This window comes from Clavibacter michiganensis (assembly GCF_016907085.1).
GTDB lineage: Bacteria > Actinomycetota > Actinomycetes > Actinomycetales > Microbacteriaceae > Clavibacter > Clavibacter michiganensis_O.
Genome location: NZ_JAFBBJ010000001.1, coordinates 444336 through 469640, shown reverse-complemented (window position 1 = coordinate 469640; position 25305 = coordinate 444336). Strand labels below are relative to the sequence as shown.

General features: G+C 74.8%; 19 protein-coding genes. 9 read left to right on the top strand and 10 right to left on the bottom strand.

Annotation, left to right across the window (positions count from 1 at the left end):
• Positions 1–19 precede the first annotated feature (19 nt).
• From JOE38_RS02100 to JOE38_RS02080, 5 genes are all read left to right on the top strand, one after another.
• Complete coding sequence (locus JOE38_RS02100; RefSeq protein ID WP_204574650.1) at positions 20–1708, top strand: long-chain-fatty-acid--CoA ligase; 1689 nt, start codon at positions 20–22, stop codon at positions 1706–1708.
• Positions 1709–1806: 98 nt separating this feature from the next.
• Positions 1807–2805 (top strand): SDR family oxidoreductase, encoded by a 999-nt coding sequence (locus JOE38_RS02095; protein ID WP_204574649.1) that lies wholly within the window; start codon positions 1807–1809, stop codon positions 2803–2805.
• Positions 2806–2814: 9 nt separating this feature from the next.
• Entirely contained in the window at positions 2815–4263 is a 1449-nt protein-coding gene (locus JOE38_RS02090) for a phytoene desaturase family protein (protein WP_204574648.1), read from the top strand.
• 73 nt (positions 4264–4336) lie between these two features.
• The gene (locus JOE38_RS02085) at positions 4337–4783 is read left to right on the top strand and encodes an SRPBCC family protein (RefSeq protein WP_204574647.1); all 447 of its coding nucleotides are present in this window, start codon (positions 4337–4339) and stop codon (positions 4781–4783) included.
• A gap of 99 nt (positions 4784–4882) precedes the next feature.
• Positions 4883–6571: a long-chain-fatty-acid--CoA ligase gene (locus JOE38_RS02080; RefSeq protein WP_204574646.1), complete on the top strand. Its 1689-nt coding sequence runs from the start codon at positions 4883–4885 to the stop codon at positions 6569–6571.
• Positions 6572–6604: 33 nt separating this feature from the next.
• Here JOE38_RS02080 and JOE38_RS02075 read toward each other — a convergent pair whose 3' ends face one another.
• Both JOE38_RS02075 and JOE38_RS02070 read right to left on the bottom strand, forming a co-directional pair.
• A complete protein-coding gene (locus JOE38_RS02075; protein WP_204574645.1) occupies positions 6605–7282 on the bottom strand; it encodes a hypothetical protein in 678 nt (225 codons plus the stop codon).
• A 137-nt stretch (positions 7283–7419) separates the two neighbouring features.
• Positions 7420–8139, bottom strand: coding sequence for a DedA family protein (locus JOE38_RS02070; RefSeq protein ID WP_374191152.1), 720 nt, complete (start codon positions 8137–8139; stop codon positions 7420–7422).
• Positions 8140–8262: 123 nt separating this feature from the next.
• Here JOE38_RS02070 and JOE38_RS02065 point away from each other — a divergent pair, with 123 nt between their 5' ends.
• Entirely contained in the window at positions 8263–9915 is a 1653-nt protein-coding gene (locus JOE38_RS02065) for a hypothetical protein (RefSeq protein WP_204574644.1), read from the top strand.
• A gap of 18 nt (positions 9916–9933) precedes the next feature.
• Here the strand turns inward: JOE38_RS02065 and JOE38_RS02060 are convergent, their stop codons facing one another.
• The 4 genes from JOE38_RS02060 to gatC are packed head-to-tail and all read right to left on the bottom strand — an operon-like array spanning position 9934 to position 14993.
• A complete protein-coding gene (locus tag JOE38_RS02060) occupies positions 9934–11571 on the bottom strand; it encodes an ABC-F family ATP-binding cassette domain-containing protein (protein ID WP_204574643.1) in 1638 nt (545 codons plus the stop codon).
• The gene (gatB, locus tag JOE38_RS02055; RefSeq protein WP_204574642.1) at positions 11568–13070 is read right to left on the bottom strand and encodes an Asp-tRNA(Asn)/Glu-tRNA(Gln) amidotransferase subunit GatB; all 1503 of its coding nucleotides are present in this window, start codon (positions 13068–13070) and stop codon (positions 11568–11570) included. The genes JOE38_RS02060 and gatB overlap by 4 nt, the downstream gene beginning before the upstream one ends.
• Positions 13070–14617: an Asp-tRNA(Asn)/Glu-tRNA(Gln) amidotransferase subunit GatA gene (gene gatA, locus JOE38_RS02050; RefSeq protein ID WP_204574641.1), complete on the bottom strand. Its 1548-nt coding sequence runs from the start codon at positions 14615–14617 to the stop codon at positions 13070–13072. The genes gatB and gatA overlap by 1 nt, the downstream gene beginning before the upstream one ends.
• Positions 14618–14624: 7 nt before the next feature.
• Positions 14625–14993, bottom strand: a complete 369-nt coding sequence (gene gatC, locus JOE38_RS02045) for an Asp-tRNA(Asn)/Glu-tRNA(Gln) amidotransferase subunit GatC (protein ID WP_204574640.1) — start codon at positions 14991–14993, stop codon at positions 14625–14627.
• A gap of 55 nt (positions 14994–15048) precedes the next feature.
• Between gatC and JOE38_RS02040 the strand changes: the two genes are divergently transcribed.
• On the top strand, positions 15049–15495 hold the full coding sequence (locus tag JOE38_RS02040; protein WP_204574639.1) for an META domain-containing protein: 447 nt from the start codon (positions 15049–15051) through the stop codon (positions 15493–15495).
• Positions 15496–15507: 12 nt separating this feature from the next.
• On the opposite strand, the gene JOE38_RS02035 is transcribed toward JOE38_RS02040, so the two are convergent.
• The 4 genes from JOE38_RS02035 to JOE38_RS02020 form a co-directional block, all read right to left on the bottom strand.
• The gene (locus JOE38_RS02035; protein WP_204574638.1) at positions 15508–16896 is read right to left on the bottom strand and encodes an alpha/beta hydrolase; all 1389 of its coding nucleotides are present in this window, start codon (positions 16894–16896) and stop codon (positions 15508–15510) included.
• A 113-nt stretch (positions 16897–17009) separates the two neighbouring features.
• Positions 17010–19391 carry an NAD-dependent DNA ligase LigA gene (gene ligA, locus JOE38_RS02030; protein ID WP_204574637.1) on the bottom strand — a complete coding sequence of 794 codons (2382 nt, stop codon included), beginning with the start codon at positions 19389–19391 and terminating at the stop codon, positions 17010–17012.
• A 7-nt stretch (positions 19392–19398) separates the two neighbouring features.
• Positions 19399–20565: a tRNA 2-thiouridine(34) synthase MnmA gene (gene mnmA / locus JOE38_RS02025; protein WP_204574636.1), complete on the bottom strand. Its 1167-nt coding sequence runs from the start codon at positions 20563–20565 to the stop codon at positions 19399–19401.
• Positions 20562–21767 carry a cysteine desulfurase family protein gene (locus JOE38_RS02020; protein WP_204574635.1) on the bottom strand — a complete coding sequence of 402 codons (1206 nt, stop codon included), beginning with the start codon at positions 21765–21767 and terminating at the stop codon, positions 20562–20564. The genes mnmA and JOE38_RS02020 overlap by 4 nt, the downstream gene beginning before the upstream one ends.
• A 19-nt stretch (positions 21768–21786) precedes the next feature.
• On the opposite strand from JOE38_RS02020, the gene JOE38_RS02015 reads away from it, so the two are divergent.
• Together JOE38_RS02015 and JOE38_RS02010 are read left to right on the top strand one after the other, a co-directional pair.
• On the top strand, positions 21787–23844 hold the full coding sequence (locus JOE38_RS02015; RefSeq protein ID WP_239544729.1) for a glycogen debranching protein: 2058 nt from the start codon (positions 21787–21789) through the stop codon (positions 23842–23844).
• A 143-nt stretch (positions 23845–23987) separates the two neighbouring features.
• Positions 23988–25301: a hypothetical protein gene (locus tag JOE38_RS02010; RefSeq protein ID WP_204574633.1), complete on the top strand. Its 1314-nt coding sequence runs from the start codon at positions 23988–23990 to the stop codon at positions 25299–25301.
• Positions 25302–25305 lie beyond the last annotated feature (4 nt).

The following is a 25305-nucleotide window of genomic DNA, read 5'->3' as shown; positions in this document are numbered from 1 at the left end:
CATTCCCTATCGTGGGGACATGAGCATCGACGCCGACCGCCCCTGGGTACGCAGCTACGCGGACGGGGTGTCGGCCGACATCCCCCCGGTCATCGGATCCCTGGTCGACATGGTCGAGCGCTCCATCCAGCGGCACGCCAAGGCCGTCGCGCTCGAGTTCTTCGGCCGCGAGACGACGTACCGCGAGATGGGCGACCAGATCTCCCGCGCCGCCGAGGGCCTGCGCCGCCTCGGCGTGCGGAAGGGCGACCGCGTCGCGCTCGTGCTGCCGAACTGCCCGCAGCACGTCGTGGCCTTCTACGCGGTGCTCCGGCTCGGCGCGATCGTCGTCGAGCACAACCCGCTGTACACGCCGCGCGAGCTGCGGCACCAGTTCGAGGACCACGGCGCGCGCGTGGCCATCGCCTGGAACACGGTCGTCGGCACGATCCAGGACATGCCGCGCGACGTCCCCGTCGACACGATCGTCTCGGTGGACCTGCCCGCCGCCATGCCGCTCGCGACCCGCCTCAAGCTCCGCCTGCCCGTGCCCGCCGCCCGCCGCGCCCGCGCCGCGATCACCGCGCCCGTGAAGGACACCGTCACCTGGGAGGAGCTGGTCGACCACCGCCGCATCGCCGCGTCCCGCCCCAAGCCCGAGCTCGACGACGTCGCGATCCTGCAGTACACGAGCGGCACGACCGCGAGCCCCAAGGGCGCGATCCTCACCCACCGCAACCTGCACGCGAACGCCATGCAGGGCCGTGCCTGGGTGCCCGGCCTCGCCGACGGCGGCGAGACCGTCTACGGCGTGCTGCCCATGTTCCACGCCTACGGCCTCACGCTCTGCCTCACGTTCGCCATGGCCATCGGCGCCCGCCTCGTGCTCTTCCCGAAGTTCGACGTGGACCTCGTGCTCGCCGCCGCGCGGAAGCACCCGCCGACGTTCCTGCCCGCCGTCCCGCCCATCTACGAGCGGCTGGCGCGCGGCGCGAAGGAGAAGCGCGTCGACCTCACGGGCGTGCGGTTCGCGATCTCCGGCGCCATGAACCTGCCGGTCTCCACGGTGGAGCTGTGGGAGGGCCTCACGGGCGGCTACCTCGTCGAGGGCTACGGCCTCACCGAGACGTCTCCCGTCGCGCTCGGCAACCCCATCGGCCCGTCGCGGCGGCCCGGAACCGTGGGCGTCCCGTTCCCGAGCACCGAGGTGCGCGTCGTGGATCCCGAGGACCCGACCGTCGACCGGGCGCCCGGCGAGGAGGGCGAGCTGCTCATCCGCGGCCCGCAGGTCTTCCAGGGCTACTGGCGCCGCCCCGACGAGACGCGCGCCGCGCTCCTCGACGGCGGCTGGTTCCGCACGGGCGACATCGTGCGCGTCGACGCGGACGGCTTCACGACCATCGTCGACCGGATGAAGGAGCTCATCATCACGGGCGGCTTCAACGTCTCCCCCAGCGAGGTCGAGGACGTCGTGCGCGGCGCGCCGGGCGTGCAGGGCGTGGCCGTCGTCGGGCTGCCGTCGAAGGACGGCGGCGAGGACGTCACGGCCGCGGTCGTGCTGGATCCGGGCGCCCAGCTCGACGAGGCGGCCATCCGCGCCTACTGCCGCGCGCACCTCACCGCGTACAAGGTCCCCCGCCGCGTGGTGCGGGTGGATGCGCTGCCCACCTCCCTCATCGGGAAGGTGCTCCGCCGCCAGGTGCGCGAGGACCTGCAGCGCGAAGGCTGACCGCCGCCTGGCAGGACGGGCCGCGGGCACGGTCGGCGGGACACGACGGTCCTACGGTGGATGAGCACGCTTCGTGCACCAACCATCGAAGGAGCCACATGACTCGAGGCATCGCCGTCGTCACCGGAGGATCGGCCGGACTGGGCCGAGCGACCGTACGGGAGCTCGCGGACCGCGGCTGGGACGTCGCCGTCCTCGCGCGCGGCGAGGACGGTCTCGCGGGCGCCGTCGCCGACATCGAGGCACGCGGTCGCCGCGGCCTCGGCATCTCCACCGACGTCGCCGACCGCCTGGCCGTCGAGGCCGCCGCCGACCGCGTCGAGGACGAGCTCGGCCCCATCGACCTGTGGGTCAACGACGCCATGGTCGGCGTCTTCGGCGAGTTCCTCACCACGGATCCGGCCGACTTCGAGCGCGCCACCGCGGTCAACTACTTCGGCTTCGTCAACGGCACGCGCGCCGCGCTCAGCCGCATGGTGCCGCGCGACCGGGGCCACGTGATCCAGGTGGGCTCGGCGCTCGCCCACCGCGGCATCCCGCTGCAGGCCGCGTACTGCGCCGCCAAGCACGCCGTGCAGGGCTTCACCGAGTCGGTGACGACCGAGCTGATCCACAACGAGAGCAAGGTCACGATCTCCACGGTCGACATGCCCGCGCTCAACACGATCCAGTTCAACTGGGTCAAGTCGCAGCTGCCGCACCACCCGCAGCCCGTGCCGCCGATCTTCGAGCCCGAGGTGGGCGCGCAGGCGATCGCCGCCGTGGCGGAGAAGCCGAAGCGCCGCAACTGGGTGGGCGAGCCGACCGTCATGACGGTGCTCGGCAACCGCTTCGTCGCCAACTGGCTCGACGGCTACCTCGCGAAGACCGGCTACACGGGACAGCAGGCCGCGGACAAGACGCAGCCGATGCTCCCGACCAACCTCTACACGCCCACCGCGGGCGACCAGGGCGCGCGCGGCATCTTCAGCGACCGCGCCCGCATGATGAGCCCGCAGGTCTGGATCGTCCGCAACCGCGCGAAGGCCGTCGCCCTCGGCGCGGGGGCGCTCCTCTCGGGCGTCGTCGCCGGCACCGCCGCCCTGCGTCGCCGATAGCCTCGACGCATGGGTGACATCGACGCGATCGTGGTCGGCTCCGGGCCGAACGGGCTGGCCGCGGCCGTGACGATGGCCCGTGCGGGCCTCCGGGTCGAGGTGCACGAGCGGGCCGACACGATCGGCGGCGGCAGCAGGACGGCCGAGCTCACGCTCCCCGGCTTCCACCACGACATCTGCTCCGCCGTGCACCCGATGGCGCTCGCGTCCGGGTTCTTCCGGGCATTCCAGCTCGACCGGCGCATCGAGCTCGTCGTCCCGGAGATCTCCTACGGGCACCCGCTGGACGGCGGCGTCTCGGGCATCGCGTACCGCGACATCGACCGCACGGCCGACGCGCTCGGCGTGGACGGCCGGGCGTGGAGGCAGCTCATGGGGCCGCTGGCCGCGACCGCGGACCGCGTCGCCCAGTTCACGAACGGCCCGCTGCTGCAGGTGCCGCGGCATCCGCCGACCGCGATCCGCCTCGGCCTCCGCGCCCTCGAGCAGGGCTCGCCCGCCTGGAACGCGCGCTTCCGCGGCGACGTCGCGCCCGCGATGTTCACGGGCGTCGCCGCCCATGCGATCCAGACCATGCCGAGCGTCTCCACCGCCGCGGCCGCGCTCTCCCTCGGCGCGTACGCCCACGCCCGCGGCTGGCCGGTCCCCATCGGCGGCAGCCAGTCCATCGTCGACGCGATGGTCGCCGACCTGCGGGCCCACGGCGGCGAGGTCGTCACGGGATCCGAGGTGCGCACGCTCCGCGAGCTGCCCGCCGCCCGCGCCGTGCTGCTCGACACCAGCGCCCGGGCGCTCTCGCGCATCGCGAGCGACCGCCTGCCCGCCCGCTACCTCCGCGCCCTCCGCCGCTTCCGCTACGGCAACGCCGCCTCCAAGGTCGACTTCGCGCTCTCGGGCCCCGTGCCCTGGACGGATCCCGAGCTCCGGAGGGCGGGCACGCTGCACGTGGGCGGCACCCGGGCCGAGATCCAGCGCGCCGAGCGGGACGTGGCCGCCGGCCGGCACAGCGACGACCCGTACGTGCTCGTGGCGCAGCCCTCCATCGACGATCCCGGCCGCGCACCCGAGGGGAAGCACGTGCTCTGGGCCTACACGCACGTGCCCGCGGGATCCACGGTCGACCAGACCGAGGCGATCACGCGGCAGATCGAGCGCTTCGCCCCGGGCTTCCGCGACCTGATCCTCGCCTCGTCGAGCATCGACGCCGTGGGCATGGAGGAGCACGACCCCAACTACATCGGCGGCGACATCGCCGCGGGCGCCGCGAGCGTCTGGCAGCTGCTCGCGCGTCCCGTGCTCTCGCCGGATCCGTGGCGCACGCCCGCCGCGGGCGTCTACCTCGCGTCGAGCTCCGCGACCCCAGGACCCGGCGTCCATGGCATGGCCGGGTACCAGGCCGCCCGGAGCGCGCTGCGGCACGAGTTCGGGATCGACCGGGGGCCCGACCTCTCGCTGTAGCAGGGCGCCCCCGCGGGCGTCGAGCCCCGCCGATCGATTACGCGAGCCTGGACACGCGCACCAGACTGGACCCATGTCCGTCACCCGCCGCCGCATGCAGTGCTCGCCCGCCGACGTCGCCGAGGTGGTCGCCGACGGCTGGCTCTTCCCCGCCTGGGTCGTCGGCGCCTCCCGGATGCGGGCCGTCGACGACGCCTGGCCCGCGGCCGGCGCGCAGCTGCACCACTCCTTCGGCTCCTGGCCGGTCCTCATCGACGACGAGACCACGATGCTCGAGTGGGATCCGCCGCGCCGCATGGTCATGCAGCCGAAGGGCTGGCCGCTCGGCGAGGCGCGCGTGACCCTCGAGGTGCGCACGCTCCCCGACGGCTGCGAGGTGCGCATGGCCGAGGAGGCCGTGCGCGGGCCGGGCCGCTTCGTGCCGGCGCCGCTGATGGACCTGCTCCTGCACGCGCGCAACGTCGAGACGCTGCACCGGCTCGCGTACCTGGCCGAGGGGCGGCGCGCGGGTCGCGACTGAGCCCCGCAGAGCGCCGCACGCCTCACGCGGCCGCCGCCTCCCCGTGCCGTCGCCTCCGCGTCACCGGCCCGGACACGCCCGCGGCCTAGGGTGGGAGGGGTGACCACCCCCACCGACCGGCCCTGGCTGGCCAGCTATGCGCCCGACGTCCCGCACGAGATCGACCTGCCGCAGGGATCGCTCGTCGACATCGTCGACCAGTCCGTGCTCCGGTTCCCGGGAGGCACCGCGCTCGACTTCCTCGGGGCGGAGACCAGCTACCGCGAGCTCGGCGAGCAGATCGCCCGCGCGGCCCAGGGCCTGCACGACGCGGGCGTCCGGGCGGGCGACCCGGTCGCCATCGTGCTGCCGAACTGCCCGCAGCACGTCGTGGCGTTCTACGCCGTGCTGCGCCTCGGCGCCGTGGTCGTGGAGCACAACCCGCTCTACACGCCGCGCGAGCTGCAGCACCAGTTCGAGGACCACGGCGCCCGCACCGTGATCGCCTGGGACAAGACGGTCGCCACGGTCCAGGCGCTCCCCGACGGCGTGCGGCCCGAGCGCATCGTGTCCGTCGACGTGACGCGCGCCATGCCGCGCCGCACGCGCCTCCTCCTGCGTCTCCCCGTCCCGAAGGCGCGCGCGGCGCGCGCCGCGATCGCCGCGAAGGTCACCGGCACGATCACCTGGGAGCGGATCTCCGCCGCCGCGCCCCTGCCCGTCGACCACCCGCGTCCCGAGGCGACGGACCTCGCGGTGATCCAGTACACGAGCGGGACCACGGGCGCGCCCAAGGGCGCCGAGCTCACGCACCTCAACCTCAGCGCGAACGCCGCCCAGTCCCGCGCCTGGGTGCCGACGGTGTCGCGCGGCACGAGCGTCGTGTACGCCGTGCTGCCGATGTTCCACGCCTACGGGCTGACCCTCTGCCTCACCTTCGCGATGAGCATGGGCTCGCGCCTCGTCCTCTTCCCCCGCTTCGAGCCCGACCTCGTGCTGCAGGCGATCCGCCGCCACCCGCCGACGTTCCTGCCCGCCGTGCCGCCCATCTACACGCGGCTGCGCGAGGCCGCCGAGGCGGAGGGCGTGTCGCTCGACGGCATCTCGATCTCCATCTCCGGTGCCATGGCGCTGCCCGAGTCGGTCGTCGTGCCGTGGGAGGAGCGGACCGGCGGCTGGCTCGTCGAGGGCTACGGGCTCTCGGAGTGCTCGCCCGTGCTGATGGCCAACCCCGTCGGCGACACGCGGCGCGCCGGGACGGTCGGCCTGCCGCTGCCGAACACGGAGGTGCGCGTCGTGGATCCCGAGGACCCGACCGTCGACCGGCCCGCGGGCGAGCCCGGCGAGCTCCTCGTGCGCGGTCCGCAGGTGTTCCGCGGCTACCACGGCCGCCCGGACGAGACGGCCGCCGTGCTGCTCGAGGGCGGCTGGTTCCGCACGGGAGACGTGGTCACGATCGACGAGGACGGCTTCGTGCGCATCGCCGACCGGATTAAGGAGCTCATCATCACGGGCGGGTTCAACGTCTCGCCGTCCGAGGTCGAGGACGCGGTGCGCGAGCTCCCGGGCGTGCGGGACGCCGCGGTCGTCGGGATCCCGCGCGACGGCGGCGACGAGGAGGTCGTGGCGGCGGTGGTGCTCGAGGACGGCGCGACGCTCGACGGGCAGGCCGCTCGGACGACGCTGCGCGGCGAGCTCGCCGCCTACAAGGTGCCGCGCCGGATCGTGGTGCTCGACGAGCTGCCGACGTCGCTCCTCGGCAAGGTGCTGCGCCGGAAGGTGCGCGAGGGGATCGTCGACGCGGGCTAGGCGCGCGGGGACCTGCCCGGGCGCCCCGGTGCGCTAGAAGAAGTCGCTGCCGCCGAAGTCGCCGCCGCCCATGTCGGCGCCTCCGCCGAAGTCGCCGGACCCGAAGTCCCCGCTGTCGAAGTCGCCGCTGCCGAAGTCGCCGGCACCCGCGTCGGCGCCGCCCGCGTCCGCCGCGCCCGCGTCGGCTGCGCCATCGGCACCCGTGTCGGCGCCGCCGTCCGCGCCCGCCTGGTCCTGCCCGACCGCGTCGGGGATGAGGGCTTGCGCGATGGCCGAGCCGACCACGACGCCCGCGATGGTGCCGAGCATGGATCCGGCGATCATGCCGCTCATGCCCATCCCGGCGCCTCCGCCGCCCGCGAGTCCGCCGCGCGGGCCGAGCGTGCGCTCGAGCGTGCCGGGCGCGCGCATCTCCGAGCGGGTGGCGGAGCGGGCGAGCGACTCGGGGCGGTCGTCCACGGGCGCGTCGCCCTCGGCGGCGTCCGAGCTGAGCTGGCGGAAGAGGATCTCGCGCTGCTCCGGGGTGAGCTTCCGGAACGCCTCGAGGTGCACCTCCTCGATCCTCTCCGGCGGCGCGGTGCGGAGGAGGTAGCGGTAGCGCTCGACGGCGACCTCGTCGGCGCTGCGCTCGCGCGGGGCACCGCCGGATCGACGGTCACGTCGTCCGTCGGGCTGCTCGTCGCGGCCCAGGAGCCTGTCCAGGAATCCCATGGTGGTGCCTCTCGCCGGGGCCGGATCGGCGTGCGTCGCCGACCTCGTCGGCCTGCGGCCACCGTACGCGGCGGGCCCGGGAGCCCCGTGGGAGGCGGGTGCGCGTCGCCCGCACGCGAGCGCGACCCGGCCACGCGTCAGCGGTCGCGCGCGGCCCGGCCCCGCTGCGCTCGGCGGCGGAGGGCGCGCCCGACCAGCAGGAGCAGGAGGATCCCGAGCACGCCGTACACCGCGTAGTCGAGGTACTGCGCGTACCGGTCGATCAGCTCGTACTGGCTGCCGAGGGCCGCGCCCAGCCCGATGAGGGCGCCGTTCCAGAGGCCGCTGCCCGCGATCGTGTACGAGCTGAACGTGCCGAGGTGCATGCCCGCCGCGCCCGCGGGCAGGGAGATCAGGCTGCGGACGCCCGGCACGAGACGGCCGAAGAACACCGCCGAGCGGCCGTGGCGGTGGAACCAGGCGGCGGCCACCTCGAAGTCGTGGCGCTCCACGAGCGGCAGCCTCGCGAGCACGCGGATCGTCCGCTCCTCGCCCGCCTTCCGGCCGAGCCAGTAGAGGAGCAGGGCTCCGAGGTAGGCGCCGAGCGTGCTGGCGACGATGACGAGCACCAGGTTCATGCGACCGGTCGCCGCGACGAAGCCGGCCAGCGGCAGCACCACCTCGCTCGGGATGGGCGGGAACACCGTCTCGATGAACGTCATGGCGCCCACGCCCACCTCGCCGAGCGCCTCGATCACACGGGCGGCGGCGCCCACGAGGCCGTCGAGGCCCTGGAGCGGGTCCTCGGCGCCGGCGGCGGGGCGGACCCCGGCGATCGTCGTCGTCGGCAGGAGGGTCGTCGGCAGGAGAGCGGTCACCCGACCACGGTACCGGGCGGCTCCGGGGGCGCCCGCGGCGATGACGGCCCGCGGATGTCGCCGTCCCGGGTGAGGCGGCGGTGCGTCCGCCCGCCCCCGCCGGGGGTCGCGTAGCGTGGTCGGGTGCCGTCCCCCCTCCGCCTCCCCCGGTCCCTCCGCGCCTCCGTCTCCCTCCTCGCCGCCCTCGGCCTCGTCGCGGGCCTCGGCGCGTGCACCCCGCAGGACCAGGCGCCGGAGCGACTCCGACCGGTGACCGCCGCGCCCGAAGCGCCGCTCACCGTCGTGGGCCAGGCCGACGACTCGGACGCGTCCGTCGCGATGAGCGCGAGCCTCTTCCGCCAGGCGCCCGTCGCCGTGCTGACGCCCGCGGGCGACCTCGCCGCCCAGGAGCTCGGGGCCGAGGCCGCCGTCGCGCTCGGGGCGCCGCTCCTCGTCCAGGGCTCGGGTGCGGAGTCCGAGATCCAGCGCCTGGGATCCTCGGGCGTGCTCGCCGTCGGCGACCTCGGGGACGACGCCACGGCTTCCCTCGCCGCGTCGACGACGGTGGTGCGCGCCGACCACGCCGCCGACGTGGCCCGCGCGACCGGGGCCGACGTCGCGGACGTTCCCGACGAGGATCCGTCCGCCGCCGTCTCGCGCGTGGCCGAGCTCGCCGCGCCCGACGGCGACGTCTCCGCCGCGTCGGCCCCCACCGCCGGGTCGGGCGACGTTGCCCTCCCCGCCACCGCGCCGGCCGCCGCCCTCAGCGGGGCGCACGCCCTCGCCACCGACGCCGCCTCTTCCCTCGCCGCGGTCGCGACGGCCCGCGCGGCCGGCGTCGGCGTGACCGTCGTCCCCGAGGCGTCCCCGGATCCGCGCGCCTCCGCCGACGCGATCGCCGCCCTGCACGACGCCGGCGCGACGAGCACCATCGCCGTCGGCGCCGCCTACGCGGACGACGCGTCGCTCGAGGGCCGGATCCGCACCGCGTCCACGGGCGACCAGCTGCCGGGCGGCGGGCAGCTCGTCCTCCCCGGCAAGCGGTACGTCGCGCTCTACGGCGCCGCCGGCACGGGCGCGCTCGGCGTGCTGGGCGAGCAGGGGCCCGCGGACGCCGTCGCGCGCGCGAAGGCCCAGGCCGCCGAGTACCAGCCCTACTCGGACGAGCCAGTGATCCCCATGTTCGAGCTCATCGCCACGGTGGCCGCGGGCGCGGCGGGACCGGACGGCGACTACTCCTCCGAGGTCCCCGTCGAGACGCTGCAGCCGTGGATCCACGCCGCCCGGGACGCGGGCGTGTACGTCGTCATCGACCTCCAGCCCGGCCGCACCGACTTCCTCACGCAGGCGAAGCGCTACGAGTCGGTGCTCGCGCAGCCGGGCGTGGGCCTCGCGCTCGACCCCGAGTGGCGGCTCGGCCCCGACCAGGTGCCGCTGAAGCAGATCGGCAGCGTGTCCGCGGCCGAGGTCGACGCCACGACCGACTGGCTCGCGGGCGTCGTCCGCGAGAAGGGCCTGCCGCAGAAGATGCTCGTGCTGCACCAGTTCCGGCTGAGCATGATCCAGGACCGCGCCTCGCTCGACATGGACCACCCGGAGCTCGCCATGCTCGTCCACGCCGACGGGCAGGGCGGCCAGCCCGACAAGCAGGCGACCTGGCGGGCCCTGCACGCCGACGCGCCGGCCGGGATGGCGTGGGGCTGGAAGAACTTCATCGACGAGGACAAGCCGATGCTGTCCCCCGAGCAGACCATGCGCGAGGTGTCCCCCGTGCCGGACCTCGTCACCTACCAGTAGCGGCGCGGGCCGCGGGCGTCAGGACTCGGTGACGACGCCCGCGTCCACGTGCCAGTGCCGGTCGAGGCGCACGGCGTCGAGCATCCGCCGGTCGTGCGTCACGAGGAGCAGCGTGCCGTCGTAGCTCTCCAGCGCCTGCTCGAGCTGCTCGATGGCGGGCAGGTCGAGGTGGTTGGTCGGCTCGTCGAGCACCAGGAGGTTCACCCCGCGCGCCTGCAGCAGCGCGAGACCGGCGCGCGTCCGCTCGCCGGGCGAGAGGCCGTCGACGGGACGCGTGACGTGGTCGGCGCGCAGGCCGAACTTCGCGAGGAGCGTGCGGACCTCGGCGGGCGAGAGATCCGGCACCTGCTCCGCGAACGACTCGGCGAGGGGCAGCTCGCCGCGCAGCGACTGGCGGGCCTGGTCGATCTCCCCGACCTGCACGGTGCGGCCGGGCGACGCGTCACCGGTGTCGGGGGCGATGCGGCCGAGGATCAGGCCGAGCAGCGTGGACTTCCCGGCGCCGTTCGGCCCCGTGATCCCGATGCGGTCGCCGCCGTCGACCTGGAGCGACACGGGACCGAGGGTGAAGCCGCCGCGCGTGACGGTCGCCTCCCGCAGCGTCGCGACGACCGCGCTCGACCGGGGCGCCTGCCCGATGGTGAAGGCGAGCTCCCACTCCTTGCGCGGCTCCTCGACCTCCTCGAGGCGCGCGATGCGGCTCTCCATCTGGCGGACCTTTTGGCCCTGCTTCTCGCTCGACTCGGCCGCGGCCTTGCGGCGGATCTTGTCGTTGTCGGGCGACTTGCGCATGGCGTTCCGGACGCCCTGCGACGACCACTCGCGCTGCGTGCGGGCGCGGGACACGAGGTCCGCCTTCGTGTCGGCGAACTGCTCGTACGCCTCGCGCGCGTGCCGGCGGGCGACCTGGCGCTCCTCGAGGAACGCGTCGTAGCCGCCCTCGTAGACGCGGACGCTGTCCTGCGCGAGGTCGAGCTCGACCACCGTGGTGACGCAGCGCGCGAGGAACTCGCGGTCGTGCGAGACGAGCACGACGCCGCCGCGGAGGCCGCGGACGAAGGACTCCAGGCGCGCGAGACCGTCCAGATCGAGGTCGTTGGTGGGCTCGTCGAGGAGCACGACATCGAAGCGGCTGAGCAGGAGCGCGGCGAGGGCGACGCGGGCCGCCTGTCCGCCGGAGAGGCCGGCGGTGGGGAGCGCGGGGTCGAGGTCGAGCCCGAGCTCGGCGAGGGTCACGGGGAGGCGCTCGTCGAGGTCGGCGGCGCCGCTCGCCATCCAGCGGTCGAGCGCGGTGCCGTACGCGTCGTCGGCGCCGGGCAGGCCCTCGCCGAGCGCGACGGCCGTGCGATCCAGCTCGGCGGACGCCTCGGCGCACCCCGTGCGGCGGGCGACGTAGCCCGCGACGGTCTCGCCCGGGATCCTCTCGTGCTCTTGCGGCAGCCAGCCGATGAACGCGTCGGCGGGCGACAGCAGCACGCGGCCGTCCTGCGGCGCGTCGACGCCCGCGAGGAGCCGGAGCAGCGTGCTCTTCCCGGCGCCGTTCGCGCCGACGAGGCCGACGACGTCCCCGGGCGCGACCGTGAGGTCGAGCCCCGAGAACAGCGTGCGGTGCCCGTGTCCTCCGGCGAGGCCGCGGGCGACGAGGGTCGCGGTCACGAGGCCTGCGCGCGCTCCAGCACGAGCTCGCGGACGCGGGCCGCGTCCGCCTGGCCGCGCATGGCCTTCATCACGGCGCCGATGACGGCGCCGGCGGCCTGCACCTTGCCGTCGCGGATCTTCGCGAGCACGTCGGGCTGCGCCTGCAGCGCCTCGTCGATGGCCTGGATGAGCGGCCCGTCGTCGGACACGACCGCGAGGCCGCGGGCGTCCACGACCTCCTGCGCCGTGCCCTCGCCGTCGATGACGCCCTCGATCACGTCGCGCGCGAGGCGGTTCGTCAGCGTGCCGGCCTCGACCAGCTCGATGACGGACGCGACCTGCGCGGGGCTGATGAGCGTCGCCGCGTCCACGCCGCGAGCGTTGGCGATGCGAGCGATCTCGCCCGTCCACCACTTGCGCGCCGCCTGCGGGGCGGCCCCGGCCTCGACCGTGTCGACGAGCTCGGTGAGGAGCCCGGAGTTCACGACGTCCTGGAACTCCAGGTCGGTGAAGCCCCACTCGGCCTTGAGCCGGCGGCGGCGGATCGCGGGCGCCTCGGGCAGGGCCGCCCGCAGCTCCTCGATCAGCTCCGCGCTCGGCTGCACGGGCAGCAGGTCGGGCTCCGGGAAGTAGCGGTAGTCGTCGGCGTCGCTCTTGGGCCGGCCGGCCGAGGTGCGGCCGGTGTCCTCGTGCCAGTGCCGCGTCTCCTGCGTGATCGTGCCGCCCGCGGCGAGGATGGCCGCCTGGCGCTGGATCTCGTAGCGGATGGCGCGCTCGACCGAGCGGAGCGAGTTGACGTTCTTCGTCTCCGTGCGGGTGCCGAGCTTCCCGGATCCGCGCGGGCTCAGCGAGATGTTCGCGTCGCAGCGGAGGTTGCCGCGCTCCATCTTCGCGTCGGAGATGCCGAGCGCCACGACGATGTCGCGGATGGTCGACACGTACGCCTTCGCGAGCTCGGGGGCCTCGGCCTCGGCACCGTAGATGATGTCCGTGACGATCTCCACGAGCGGCACGCCGGCGCGGTTGTAGTCCACGAGCGAGTGGTCGGCGCCCTGGATGCGGCCCGTCGCGCCGCCCACGTGCGTGAGCTTCCCGGCGTCCTCCTCCATGTGCGCGCGCTCGATCGGCACCGTGACGATGCGGCCGTCGGGCATCTCCACCTCGACCGAGCCGCGGAACGCGATGGGCTCGTCGAACTGGCTGATCTGGTAGTTCTTCGCGAGGTCCGGGTAGAAGTAGTTCTTCCGGGCGAAGCGGGAGCTCGGCGCGATCTCGCAGCCGAGCGCGAGGCCCAGGCTGATCGAGTGCTTGACCGCCTGCTCGTTCACCACGGGCAGCGAGCCCGGGAGGCCCAGGTCCACGGGCGTGATGTTGGTGTTGGGCTCGCCGCCGAAGAAGTTCGGGGCGTCGGAGAACATCTTCGTGCGCGTGTTGAGCTCCACGTGCACCTCGAACCCGAGCACGGGCTCGAACATCTCGATGGCCTCGTCGTAGTCCATCAGCTCTGCCTTGGCCATCAGTGCGTGTCTCCGTCCGTGGTGCGCGATGCGGCGCGCGCGAGCTCGGGTGCCTGGGCGAGCAGGGGCCCGCCCCACCGCCGCTCGAGGATCCCCTCGAGCGCGGCGCCGACCGTGTAGAGGCGCGCGTCCTCGCGGGCGGGCGCCATGAACTGGATCCCGACGGGCAGGCCGTCCTCGGGCGCGAGCCCGATGGGGAGGCCGATGCCGGGGACGCCCGCGAGGTTCGCGGGGATCGTCGTGAGGTCGTTGAGGTACATCGCCAGCGGGTCGTCGAGCTTCTCGCCGAGCTTGAACGCCGTGGTGGGCGCCGACGGCGTGACGAGCACGTCGACCTGCTGGAACGCGGCGTCGAAGTCGCGCTGGATGAGCGTGCGGACCTTCTGCGCGCTGCCGTAGTAGGCGTCGTAGTAGCCGGCGCTCAGCGCGTAGGTGCCGAGGATGATGCGGCGCTTGACCTCGGGGCCGAAGCCGGCCTCGCGGGTCGCCGCCATGACGTCCTCGACCGTGCCGCCGCCGGGCGGGTTGACGCGGAGGCCGAAGCGCACCGAGTCGAACTTGGCGAGGTTGCTCGACGCCTCCGCGGGGAGGATCAGGTAGTACGCCGCGATGGCGTGCTCGAAGTTCGGGGCGGAGACCTCGACGATCTCGGCGCCCGCCTGCTCGAGGAGGTCGAGCGCCTCGCGGAAGCGCTGCGTGACGCCGGCCTGGAAGCCCTCGCCGTCGAGCTGCTTCACGACGCCGATGCGGAGGCCCTTCACGGACCCCTCGCGCTGCCCGGCGCGCGCGGCCTCGGCGAACGAGGGCCACCGGTCGGTGAGCGAGGTGGAGTCGCGCGGGTCGTGCCCGCCGATGACGTCGTGCACGAGCGCCGAGTCGAGCACCGTGCGGGAGACGGGGCCGACCTGGTCGAGGCTGGAGGCGAGCGCGATGGCGCCGTAGCGGCTGACGCCGCCGTAGGTGGGCTTGACGCCGACCGATCCGGTGACGGCCGCGGGCTGGCGGATGGAGCCGCCGGTGTCGGAGCCGAGGGCGACGGGCGCCTCGAACGCGGCGACCGCGGCCGCGGATCCGCCGCCCGAGCCGCCGGGGATGCGGTCGAGGTCCCACGGGTTGTGCGTGGCGCCGAAGGCCGAGTGCTCGGTGGAGGATCCCATCGCGAACTCGTCCATGTTGGTCTTGCCGAGCGGCACGAGGCCCGCGGCGCGCAGGCGCTGGACCACCGTGGCGTCGTAGGGCGGGGTCCAGCCCTCGAGCATGCGCGAGCCCGCGGTGGACGGCATGTCGATGGTGCAGAGCACGTCCTTGATGGCGATGGGCACGCCCGCGAGCGGCCCGAGGGCGGCGCCGTCGGCACGCTGCGCGTCGATCTCGGCGGCGAGCCCGAGCGCCCGCTCACCGGAGACGTGGAGGAACGCGTGGACGTCGCCGTCCACGTGGTCGATGCGGTCGAGGTGCGCGCGCACGGCGTCGACGCTCGAGACCTCGCGGGAGGCGAGGCGGTCGGCGAGGTCGGCGGCGCTGAGGCGCGTGAGGTCGTCGGTCATGGTGCTCCTACTGCTCTTCGCCGAGGATCGCCGACACCTTGAAGCGGGATCCGTCGTGCTCGGGTGCGCCCGCGAGCGCCTGGGCGGTGGTCAGCGTCTCGCCGGGGACATCGGGCCGGTAGACGTTGACCAGCGGGATGGGGTGGCTCGTGGCCGGGACGTCGGGGCCGGCGACCGCGGTAACCTTGGCGACCGACTCGACGATGAGGCCGAGCTCGGTCGTGAGCGTGTCGATCTCCTCCGCGCTCAGGCGGATGCGCGCGAGGCCGGCGAGGTGCTCCACCTGCTCCCGGCTGATCTGCTCCGTGGGGGTCGGCGCCTGGGGGGTCTCGTCCCCGCTGGTCGCGTCGGCGGGCTCGGGCCGGGTGTCGGGCATGCGTCTCCAAAGGACTGTGTGCGGGGGTACCGGGAGATTCTATTAGCGTGACCCCATGCCCACCGCCGCCCGGATCCCCGCCCGCCGCCGATCCGGGGGCCCTCGCGCTGCCGCGGTCGCCGTCGCCGCCGCGCTGGCCCTCGCGCCGCTGGCCGGATGCGCGCCCGTCAGCGACGTGCGCGGCAACTGGCACCTCGTGGCCGGATCGGACGCCGCGGGCGACCTCGGCGTCGGCGACACGCTCATCACGATGCGGGTCGGCGGCGGCGAGATCAGCGGACGCGGCCCCTGCAACGACTACTCCGGGCGGATGGCCGAGCGGGGCGACGGGATGCTCGGCGCGGTGGCCCCGGGCACGCTCCCGTGCGAGGACGGCGGCCTCGAGGCCCGCTACTTCCAGGACCTCGCGCAGGTGTCGTCGCTCGAGGTGGACGACGGCCACCTCGTCGCCACGGGTCCCGACGACGTGCGGCTGGAGTACGCCGAGCGCAGCCGCGGCTGACCGCGGCGCCCGCTACCCGGCCCTCGCGTCGGCGACGGTGTCGCGCGCGACCGGGCGGTCGATGCCGATGAGCGCGAGGTTCCGGAAGGACTCCGTGCCGCGGTCGAAGTAGCTGTTGTGCCCGGCGACGCCCGCGAGGGATCCGTCGGCCGAGACGCCCGAGGCCGCGCCCGTGCCGGCGACCCCGAAGTGCTCGGCACCGAACGACGCGCTGCCCGGGTCGGAGCCGAAGTACGACGAGCCGATCACGGGATCCCACGGCGCCTCGCCCACGAACACGTGGCCGGCGGGCACGTCCAGCTCCGCCGCGTCGCGGACGGCGCCGCCCGGGGATCCCACCATGGCCAGGGCGTCGACGGAGGCCCGCCCGCTCGAGAGCGCGAGCAGCGCCGCCGTCGACCCGTAGGAGTGCGCGATGACGGTGAGGTACGGCGGGTCGTCGCGACGCAGGCCCTGGATCCCCTGGATCGCGTCCTCCAGGTACTGCGCGCCCTCGTGCGCGAGGTCGAGGGATCCGATCCCCAGGAGGTCGGGCGTGCGGTAGCCAATCCAGGCGATGGTGGCGACGCCGCCCGCGCCCGCTCCGGCTCCCGCTCCCGCTCCCGCTCCGAGCAGCGTCGTCTGCTGCTGCTGGAGGCGCGCGGCGACGTCCGTCCAGTCGACCAGGCGGTCGGACACGGAGTAGTACATGCCGGGCACCACGATGGAGACGTACTCCGCCGTGTCGAGGTCGCCCATCACCACCGCGGCGCGTCCCGGCCAGGTCGTGTCGAGCGTCAGCAGCGATCGCGCGGCGCCGCCCGCCGCGGGCTCCAGCGCGCGACGCACCTCGGCGATCATGGCCATGTCGCGTCCGATCGACTGCTGCGCGCCGCGCCCCGGCGTCGTCGTGGCGCTCGCGTGCAGCTCGCGCTCGCGCTGGTCGAGGAGGCGGCGGTTGGCGGCGTCGCGCTCGACCACGGGGATCCCCTCGAGGTTGCCGACGAGCTCGGGGATCCCCTCGGCCAGGTCGCGGCGCTCGGCCTGCGCGAGGCCCGACCACCAGGCGGCCACGCCCGACACGGACGGCGGGCGGCGGACGAGCTCCCGGATCGTGGCCGGGATGCCGAGCGCGAGCCGCCGGAGCTCCGGCACGTCGAGGGCCGGCAGCGCGCCCAGGAGCGCGACGGGGGCCGTGTCGCGGAGCGCGCGGTCGGAGACGTCCTGGTCGCGGAGCTGCTGGACGATGCGCGCGGGGCTCGGCAGGTGCGCGCCCGTGGCGGGATCCGCCGCGTCCGGCCCGGCGAGCACGGCCGGCGGGAGCGTCGCCGCGACGGACGGCGCCGCGGGTGCCAGGAGCGCCCCGACCAGCGCGCAGGCGAGACTGGAGACGGTGAGGAGCGCACGGAGGCGAGTCGTCACGGTTCGAGATCCCCCAGAATCCGGCGTGGGAGGGCCGGCGCCTGTGGATGGCGCGCCCCGCGCCGACGCGTGGCTTCATGGTATCGGCGCGGGACGTCGAGCGGGAGGCCCGATCAGGGGGTGATCGCGGGATCTCCCGGCTCGACGACGGCCTCGGTCGCGGCCTCGGGATCCGCCTCGGGCAGCGCGATGGCGTCGGGCCCCTGCTCCACGAGCAGGCGGAACTCGGCCGCGTCGATGATCCGCACGCCGAGCGCCTCCGCCTTGCCGAGCTTGGAGCCCGCGCCGGGACCGGCCGCGACGTAATGGGTCTTCTTGCTCACGCTGGATCCGGCCTTGCCGCCCGCCGCCATGATCGCCTCGAGCGCGCCCTCGCGCGTGTAGCCCTCGAGCGATCCGGTGGCCACGACCGTGAGGCCGGCGAGCACGCCCCCCGCGGCGGCCGCCGCGCCCGGACCCGGGTGGCCGGGCACGGCAGTGACGACGCCCGCACGCTCCCAGCGGTCGATGATCTCGCGGTGCCAGTCGACCTCGAACCAGTCGAGGAGCGCGTCGGCGATGATGCCGCCCACGCCGTCGACCGCGGCCAGCTCCTCGCGTCTGGCGGAGCGGATGGCGTCGAGCGAGCCGAACCAGCCGGCCAGGGCGCGCGCGGCGACCGGGCCGACGTGCCGGATGCTGAGGGCCACGAGGATGCGCCACAGGTCCTGGGTCTTCGCCTTCTCCAGGTTCTCGAGCAGCACCTCGGCGGACTTGGACGGGACGCTGGTCTCGTCGCCCCACGGCGCCGCCGGGTCGAAGGCGCCGTCGCGCTTCGGGACGCGCTTGCGGCGGAACGGCGTGACGCGCTTGGCCTCGCCCGTCCTCTCGTCGACCTTGACCATGCCGGTCTCGGCGTCGCGCACGACCACCGTGATGGGCACGAGGTCCGCCATCGTCAGCTCGAACAGGCCCGCCTCGGTCTCGAGCGGCGGGTCCTCGGGCTCGAGCGGCTGCGTGAGCGCGGCCGCCGCGACCTCGCCGAGGCCCTCGATGTCGAGCGCGCCGCGTGACGCGACGTGCTCGACGCGACCGCGCACCTGCGCCGGGCAGCTGCGCGCGTTCGGGCAGCGGAGGTCGATGTCGCCCTCCTTGGCGGGCCTCAGCGGCGTCTGGCACTCGGGGCAGAGCGCGGGCATGACGAACTCGCGCTCGGTGCCGTCGCGCAGCTCGACGACCGGGCCGAGCACCTCGGGGATGACGTCGCCGGCCTTGCGCAGCACGACCGTGTCGCCGATGAGCACGCCCTTGGCCTTCACGACCTGCTGGTTGTGCAGCGTGGCCTGGCGCACCTCGGATCCGGCGACCTCGACCTTCTCCATGACCGCGAAGGGCGTGGCCCGGCCGGTGCGGCCGACGCTCACGACGATGTCGAGGAGGGTCGTGTTGACCTCCTCGGGCGGGTACTTGTAGGCGGTCGCCCAGCGCGGCGCGCGGCTCGTGGCGCCGAGCTCCTCGTGGAGCCCCAGGTCGTCGACCTTGACGACGATGCCGTCGATCTGGTGCTCGACCGCGGCGCGATCCGCCCCCTGGTGGCGCACGAACTCCGCGACCTCGGCGATGTCGTCGAACACGCGGAAGTGCGTGGAGATGGGCAGGCCCCACGTCTCGAGCAGCCCGTAGACCTCCGACTGCGCGGACACGTGCGCGTCGCGCTCGAGCTCGCGGACGGGCCACGCGCCGATGCCGTGCACGAGCATGCGGAGGCGGCGGATGCGCGCGTGCATGAGCTCGAGGCGGGCGGCGCTCTTGCCCTCCTCCTTCTGCCGGAGCGAACCGGCGGCGGCGTTGCGCGGGTTCGCGAAGACGCGCTCCCCCACCTCCAGCTGCCGGGCGTTCAGCTCGTCGAACTCGGCGACGGGGAAGAAGATCTCGCCGCGCACCTCGACGAGCGGCGGGTGGCCGGTGCCGGACAGCCGCTCGGGGACGGTGCCCATGGTGAGGACGTTCTGCGTGACGTCCTCGCCGACCACGCCGTCGCCGCGCGTGGCGGCCGTGACGAGCACGCCGTGCTCGTAGCGGAGGTTGATGGCGAGCCCGTCGATCTTGAGCTCGGAGAGGTATCGGACCCGGCCGCTGCCGGCGTCGCGCTCGACCTTGGCGGCCCACTCGGCCAGCTCCTCCTCGCTGAAGACGTTGTCGAGGCTGAGCATGCGCTCGGCGTGCGTGACGGGCGCGAAGAGCGTGGTCTCCGCGCGTCCGCCGACGGTCTGCGTGGGGCTGTCCTGGCTGCGGAGCGCGGGGTGCGCCTCCTCGAGCGCCTCGAGCTCGTGCACGAGCGCGTCGTACTCGGCGTCGCTGAGCGTGCTGGCGTCCGCCCCGTAGTACTCGTCGCGGTGGCGCTCGATCTCCGTGCGCAGCGCGTCCACCCGGGCAGCGTCGGCCTCGAGGTCGGCCGGGGTGGTGGCGGGGACGGCCTCGGCGGCCTGGTCGGATCCCGTCGTCGTGTCGCTCATCGGACGCTCACTCCCCCGCGGCGGCCGCGCCGACGAGGGCGGCGTCGCGCAGCGGCGGCCGGGCGTCGTCCACGGCGCTCACGGTGCGGTCGATGGTGACCTGGCCGAGCACGCGCGTGCCGGCGTAGACGACGGCGGTCTGCCCGGGGGCGACGCCGATGAGGGGGTCTCGCGGGGTGATCACGAGCTCGATCATGCCGTCGACCTCCGACACCCGGGCGCGCGCGGGCACGGGGTCGGCGTGGGCGCGGATCTGCACGTCGCAATCGAACGGCTGGTCCGGTCGCGTGGGCGGCGTCCCGGCCCAGGTGTACGAGGACCCGGCGATCTCGCGGATGGCGAGAGCCTCCTGCGGGCCGACGACCACGGTGTTGTCCTTGGGACGGATCTCCAGCACGAAGCGCGGCCGGCCGTCGGGCGCCGGCGTGCCGATCGCGAGGCCCTTGCGCTGCCCGACCGTGAATGCCGCGGCGCCCTGGTGCGTGCCGATCGCGTTGCCCTCGCCGTCGAGGATGTCGCCGGGCTCCGCTCCCACGCGATCGGCGAGCCAGCCGCGCGTGTCGCCGTCGGGGATGAAGCAGATGTCATGGCTGTCGGGCTTCTGCGCGACCTGGATCCCGCGGGCTGCCGCCTCCGCGCGCACCTCGGCCTTGGAGGGCGTGGATCCGAGCGGGAAGTACGAGTGCGCGATCTGCTCCGCGGTGAGCACGCCCAGGACGTACGACTGGTCCTTCGCCCACGCGGCCGCGCGGTGCAGCTCGGGCTCGCCGTCGGGGCCCGGGATGACGTCGGCGTAGTGGCCCGTGCAGACGGCGTCGAAGCCGAGGTCGAGGGCCTTCTCGAGCAGCGCGGCGAACTTGATCCGCTCGTTGCAGCGCATGCAGGGGTTGGGGGTGCGGCCGGCCTGGTACTCGGCGACGAAGTCGTCGACGACGTCGGCCGCGAAGCGCTCGGAGAAGTCCCACACGTAGAACGGGATGCCGAGGAGGTCGGCGGTGCGACGCGCGTCCATCGAGTCCTCGATGGTGCAGCAGCCGCGGGATCCCGTGCGGAGCGTGCCCGGCATGCGGCTGAGCGCGAGGTGCACGCCCGTCACGTCGTGCCCGGCCTCCACGGCGCGGGCGGCGGCCACGGCGGAGTCGACTCCGCCACTCATCGCTGCGAGGATCTTCACCCCGTGAGCCTACGCGCCGCGCGGCCCGCGAGGCCCGCCCGGGAGGCCCGCGCGACGGCGTCGGGCAGCGCCTGGAGGAGCGTGTCGACGTCGGCGTCGGTGGTCGTGCGGCCGAGCGTGAAGCGGAGCGCGCCGCGGGCCTCGTCCTCCGGGATCCCCATGCCGAGGAGCACGTGCGAGACCTCGGGCACGCCGGCCTGGCACGCGGATCCCGTCGAGACGGAGACGCCGGCCATGTCGAGCAGGAGCAGGAGCGAGTCGCCCTGGCAGCCGGCGAAGGTGAGGTGCGCGTTGCCGGGGAGGCGGCCGGCGGGATCCGGATCGCCGCGGAGCACCGCGCCGGGGACGTCGCGGAGCACGGACTCGAGGAGGCGGTCGCGGAGGCGCGCCACGCGCACCGCCTCGGCGTCGAGCTCCGCGACGGCGAGGGTGACGGCCGTGGCGAATGCGACGGCGGAGGCGGCGTCCTGCGTGCCCGAGCGCACCTGCCGCTGCTGGCCGCCGCCGTGTATCTGCGGATCCACCGTCGACTGCCGCGCGAGCACGAGCGCGCCGCTGCCGACCGGGCCGCCGACCTTGTGCGCCGAGACGCTGACCGCGTGCACCCCGGCGTCGCGCCAGCGCCGGAACGGCACCGGCATGTGCCCGAGGGCGGCGACCGCGTCGACGTGCACCGGCACGCCGTGCGCACGGGCGAGGGCGGCGAGCTCCTCGACGGGCTGGATCGTGCCGACCTCGTTGCTCGCGGCGAGGAAGGTGAGCAGGGAGACGGATCCGGGATCCGCGGCGAGCGCGGCGGCGACCCGGTCGACCCGGATGCGCCCGACAGCGTCGATGGGCAGCCGCTCCACGACGGCGCCGCGCCGCTCGAGCCACTCGACCGTGTCGACCGTGGCGTGGTGCTCGCCGTCGGGCACGAGGATGCGCGTGCGCCGGGGGCCGGCCGCGACGCGCGCGCCGTGCAGCCCCTTGATCCCGAGGTTCACCGACTCGGTGCCGCCGGACGTGAGCACGACCTCGACCGGGTCCGCGTCGAGCGCCCGCGCGATCGCCTCGCGCGCCTCCTCCAGCACGCGCCGGGCCTCCTGGCCGTGCGAGTGGATGGAGGACGGGTTCCCCACCAGGGTGAGCGCCCCGGCGAGCGCCGCGATCGCCTCCGGCCGCATGGGCGTAGTCGCCGCGTGGTCCAGGTAGACCGTCATGCCCCCTACCCTAGGTCGCATGCCGCGCCCCGGACCGCCCGTGCCCCTGGGGCTGACGCTCCACGACCAGGGCGGGACGCTGCGCGTCGTGAGCCACGGCGCGTCCGCCGTGGAGCTCACCGTCTCGGCCGTCGACGACCCCCGCCGCGTGGTGGAGGTCGTGGCGATGGAGGGGGGCGACGCGGGCGTGTGGACGGGATCCAGCGCGCGGTTCGTGCCCGGCACCGCGTATTCGGTGCGCGTCGACGGCGACCCCGCCCCCGGCGACTCCTTCGACCCGACGCGCCACCTGCTCGATCCCTACGCCCGCGGCCTCGTGCAGGTGGGCCCCGCCGCGTGGCGCTCGGTCGTCACGAGCGACGTGCCCGCCGAGGAGCGCGCCGCCCGCCGCGCCGCGCGTCCCGTCGTGCCGCGCGACCGCCAGGTCGTCTACGAGCTGCACGTCCGCGGCTTCACGAAGACCGACGAGCGGCTGCCCGAGGAGCTCCGCGGCACCTACGCGGGCCTCGGGCACCCGACGACGGTGGAGCGCCTGGTCGACCTCGGGATCACGACGGTCGAGCTCCTGCCCGTGCACGCGTCCACGAGCGAGGAGCGGCTGCGGGCGCAGGGCCGCATCAACCACTGGGGCTACAACACGCTCGCCTACCTCGCGCCGCACGCGCCCTACGCCACGCGGCGGGCGCGCGACGCGGGAGCCGACCAGGTCGCGGCGGAGTTCCGGGGCATGGTCGACGCGCTGCACGCCGCGGGGATCCAGGTCGTGCTCGACGTCGTCTACAACCACACCGCCGAGGAGGGCGCCGACGGGCCGATCACGAGCCTGCGCGGCATCGACGGCTCCCGCTACTACCGGCACACGCCGGACGGCACGCCCATCGACGTGACGGGATGCGGGAACACGGTCGACCTGTCGCGGCCCGACGCGCAGCGCCTCGTGCTCGACTCGCTCGAGCACTGGTCCGACGTGATGGGCGTCGACGGCTTCCGCTTCGACCTCGCCGTCACGCTCGGCCGCGACGAGCGCGTGGACTTCGACCCGGCGCACCCGCTGCTGCGCGCCATCGTGGAGGACGAGGCGCTCGACGGCCTCCTCATGATCGCCGAGCCGTGGGACGTGGGCATGGGCGGCTGGCGCACGGGCGGGTTCGGATCCGGCTGGAGCGAGTGGAACGACGGCTACCGCGACGTCGTGCGCGACTTCTGGCTCACCGACGTGGCCGAGTCCCGCCGCACGGGCCGCGCGCCGAACGGCGTGGGGGCGCTCGCCTCCTGCCTCGCGGGATCCTCCGGCACGTTCGCCGCCGACCGCGGCCCGCTCGCCTCCGTCTCGTTCGTCACCGCGCACGACGGCTTCACGCTCGCGGACCTCACCTCCTACGACCGCAAGCACAACAGCGGCAACGGCGAGTCCAACCGCGACGGCACGGACGCGAACCGCTCCTGGAACCACGGCGTGGAGGGACCGACGCGCGACGCCGCGATCCTCGCTGCCCGCCGCCGCACCTCCCGCAACCTGCTCGGCACGCTGCTCGTCTCCGCGGGGATCCCCATGATCACGATGGGCGACGAACGGGGCCGCACGCAGCGCGGCAACAACAACGGCTACTGCCTCGACAACGCGGCGACGTGGATGCGCTGGGACGAGGACGCGTGGCGGATGGACCTGGAGGCGACCACGCGCCACCTGCTCCGCATCCGGCGGGAGAACCCGGCGCTCCGGCCCGTGCGCTACGCGGAGCCCGACGCGCGCGTGCCGAGCGCCTCGGTCCTCGCCTGGCGCGACGCGGACGGCGCCCCCATGACGGAGGCGGCCTGGGAGTCGGCGGGCACGCGCACGCTGCAGTGGATCACGACGTCGACCCCCGAGACCGAGGACCCGAGCTGCGTGCTCGTCGTCGTCCACGGGCAGGAGTCCCGCGCGACCGTGACGCTGCCGGAGCACGACGGCGTGACGTGCTGGCGCCTGCTGTGGTCGAGCGAGTGGGAGCGGCCCGAGGTCGTGGCGACGGACGACGCGCCCGGCGACCGCGTCGAGGTCGACGGGCCGGCGCTGCGGATCTACCGGGCCTGCTGAGCGGCGCCCCGCCCGGCTTCCGCCTCCCGTCCCGGACGGGGGCCGCAGAGGGTTCGCGCCCGGGCGGGCTCGTGTGCTCTCCTGGAGGCGCCCGCACAATCCGCCGCGCACCGCCGCGCCCCAGAACCACGAGGACGCCGCACATGACCGACGACTCCCCCGCGCCGCCCGGCGACCGCCCGACCGTCGGTCCGACCGACCGGCGCCGCACCCTCACCCGCCGCGCCCTCGTCGCGGGTGGCGGCCTCGCCGCGCTGTCCGCGGTGGCCGCCGTCGCGGGCTGCACCACGACGCCCCGCCCGGCCCCTCCCACGGGCGGCGCCACCCCGACGACGGATCCCGGGGATCCGCCTGCGCCCGCCGTCACCGCATCCGGCGGCCCGCCGATCGAGCCCATGACCTACGCCCCCGACGACGCGCTCGCCGGCTTCTACGCCCTCCGGGACCAGGTCCGCGAGCGCCGCCTCACGATCGGCGTCCTCGGCGACAGCATCACCGAGGGCCAGGGCGCGACGACCCTCCAGCACGCCTACCCCGCGCAGCTGCGCGACCGGCTGCGTGGCGCGTACCCGTCGGGCGCGCGCGGCGGCCTCGACTACATCGCGTCGCGGCACCAGATCACCGTGCCCGCCGACCAGGGCTTCGCGTTCGCCGGGACCCCCACCGCGGGCGGACGGCACGGCTGGGGGCGCCGCGTCGTCGCGCTCACCGAGGCCGCGGGTCCCGGCACGTACACCGCGCGCATGACCTCGGCGCGCGTGTGCTGGTGGGCGCCCGGACTCGACGCGGCCATCACCGTGCGGGTCGACGACGGCGCGCCCGAGACCGTCCGCGCGGACGTCGGCGGGTCGCTCACCTGGACGAGCCCGCAGCTGGAGTCGGCGGAGCACACGATCACCGTGGCCTGGGCCGGCGGGAAGCCCGAGCTCGAGGGCGCCTGGCTCTTCGACGGCGACGAGGACCGCGGGATCCACGTCATCGAGGGCGGCAACTCCGGCTCGCAGCTCTGGCAGCTCTCGGAGAAGGCGCGTCCCGACGGCGTGAGCACGTGGATCCGCTCGGCCCCGCGCTTCGAGCTCGACCTCTGGATGCCCGAGCACCTCATCAACGACGTGGTCGTCCGCACTCCCGAGGAGGTGCGCGCGGACGCGGCCGTGCTCATCGAGCTGATCCGCTCCACGAGCGAGGCGCCCATCCTCTTCACGCCGCCCTACGAGCGCACGACGCTGCCGATCCGCGGCACGACGTGGGCCGACTACATCGGCGCGCTCCGGGATGCGGCCTCGGCGGATCCGCTCGCGGACGTCTTCGAGATCGGCGCGTACGTCCCCCGCATGGTCGGCGAGGGCGCGTCCGACCCGTACGGCTGGATGGGCCCGGACAACCACCCGAACGACCTCGGGTACGCCCGCTTCGCCGAGGTGCTCGCCGCGAAGCTCTCCGCAACCCCGGCCTGACGCG

Bases quoted from the DNA above. Each gene is read 5' to 3' on its own strand.
- gatC (WP_204574640.1), bottom strand. From the start codon at position 14,993: ATGCCCGACACCCGGCCCGAGCCCGCCGACGCGACCAGCGGGGACGAG.
- gatB (WP_204574642.1), bottom strand. From the start codon at position 13,070: ATGGCCAAGGCAGAGCTGATGGACTACGACGAGGCCATCGAGATGTTC.
- JOE38_RS02090 (WP_204574648.1), top strand. From the start codon at position 2,815: ATGGGTGACATCGACGCGATCGTGGTCGGCTCCGGGCCGAACGGGCTG.
- gatA (WP_204574641.1), bottom strand. From the start codon at position 14,617: ATGACCGACGACCTCACGCGCCTCAGCGCCGCCGACCTCGCCGACCGC.
- JOE38_RS02020 (WP_204574635.1), bottom strand. From the start codon at position 21,767: ATGACGGTCTACCTGGACCACGCGGCGACTACGCCCATGCGGCCGGAG.
- JOE38_RS02075 (WP_204574645.1), bottom strand. From the start codon at position 7,282: ATGGGATTCCTGGACAGGCTCCTGGGCCGCGACGAGCAGCCCGACGGA.
- JOE38_RS02010 (WP_204574633.1), top strand. From the start codon at position 23,988: ATGACCGACGACTCCCCCGCGCCGCCCGGCGACCGCCCGACCGTCGGT.
- JOE38_RS02040 (WP_204574639.1), top strand. From the start codon at position 15,049: ATGCCCACCGCCGCCCGGATCCCCGCCCGCCGCCGATCCGGGGGCCCT.
- JOE38_RS02085 (WP_204574647.1), top strand. From the start codon at position 4,337: ATGTCCGTCACCCGCCGCCGCATGCAGTGCTCGCCCGCCGACGTCGCC.
- JOE38_RS02015 (WP_239544729.1), top strand. From the start codon at position 21,787: ATGCCGCGCCCCGGACCGCCCGTGCCCCTGGGGCTGACGCTCCACGAC.
- JOE38_RS02100 (WP_204574650.1), top strand. From the start codon at position 20: ATGAGCATCGACGCCGACCGCCCCTGGGTACGCAGCTACGCGGACGGG.
- ligA (WP_204574637.1), bottom strand. From the start codon at position 19,391: ATGAGCGACACGACGACGGGATCCGACCAGGCCGCCGAGGCCGTCCCC.
- JOE38_RS02095 (WP_204574649.1), top strand. From the start codon at position 1,807: ATGACTCGAGGCATCGCCGTCGTCACCGGAGGATCGGCCGGACTGGGC.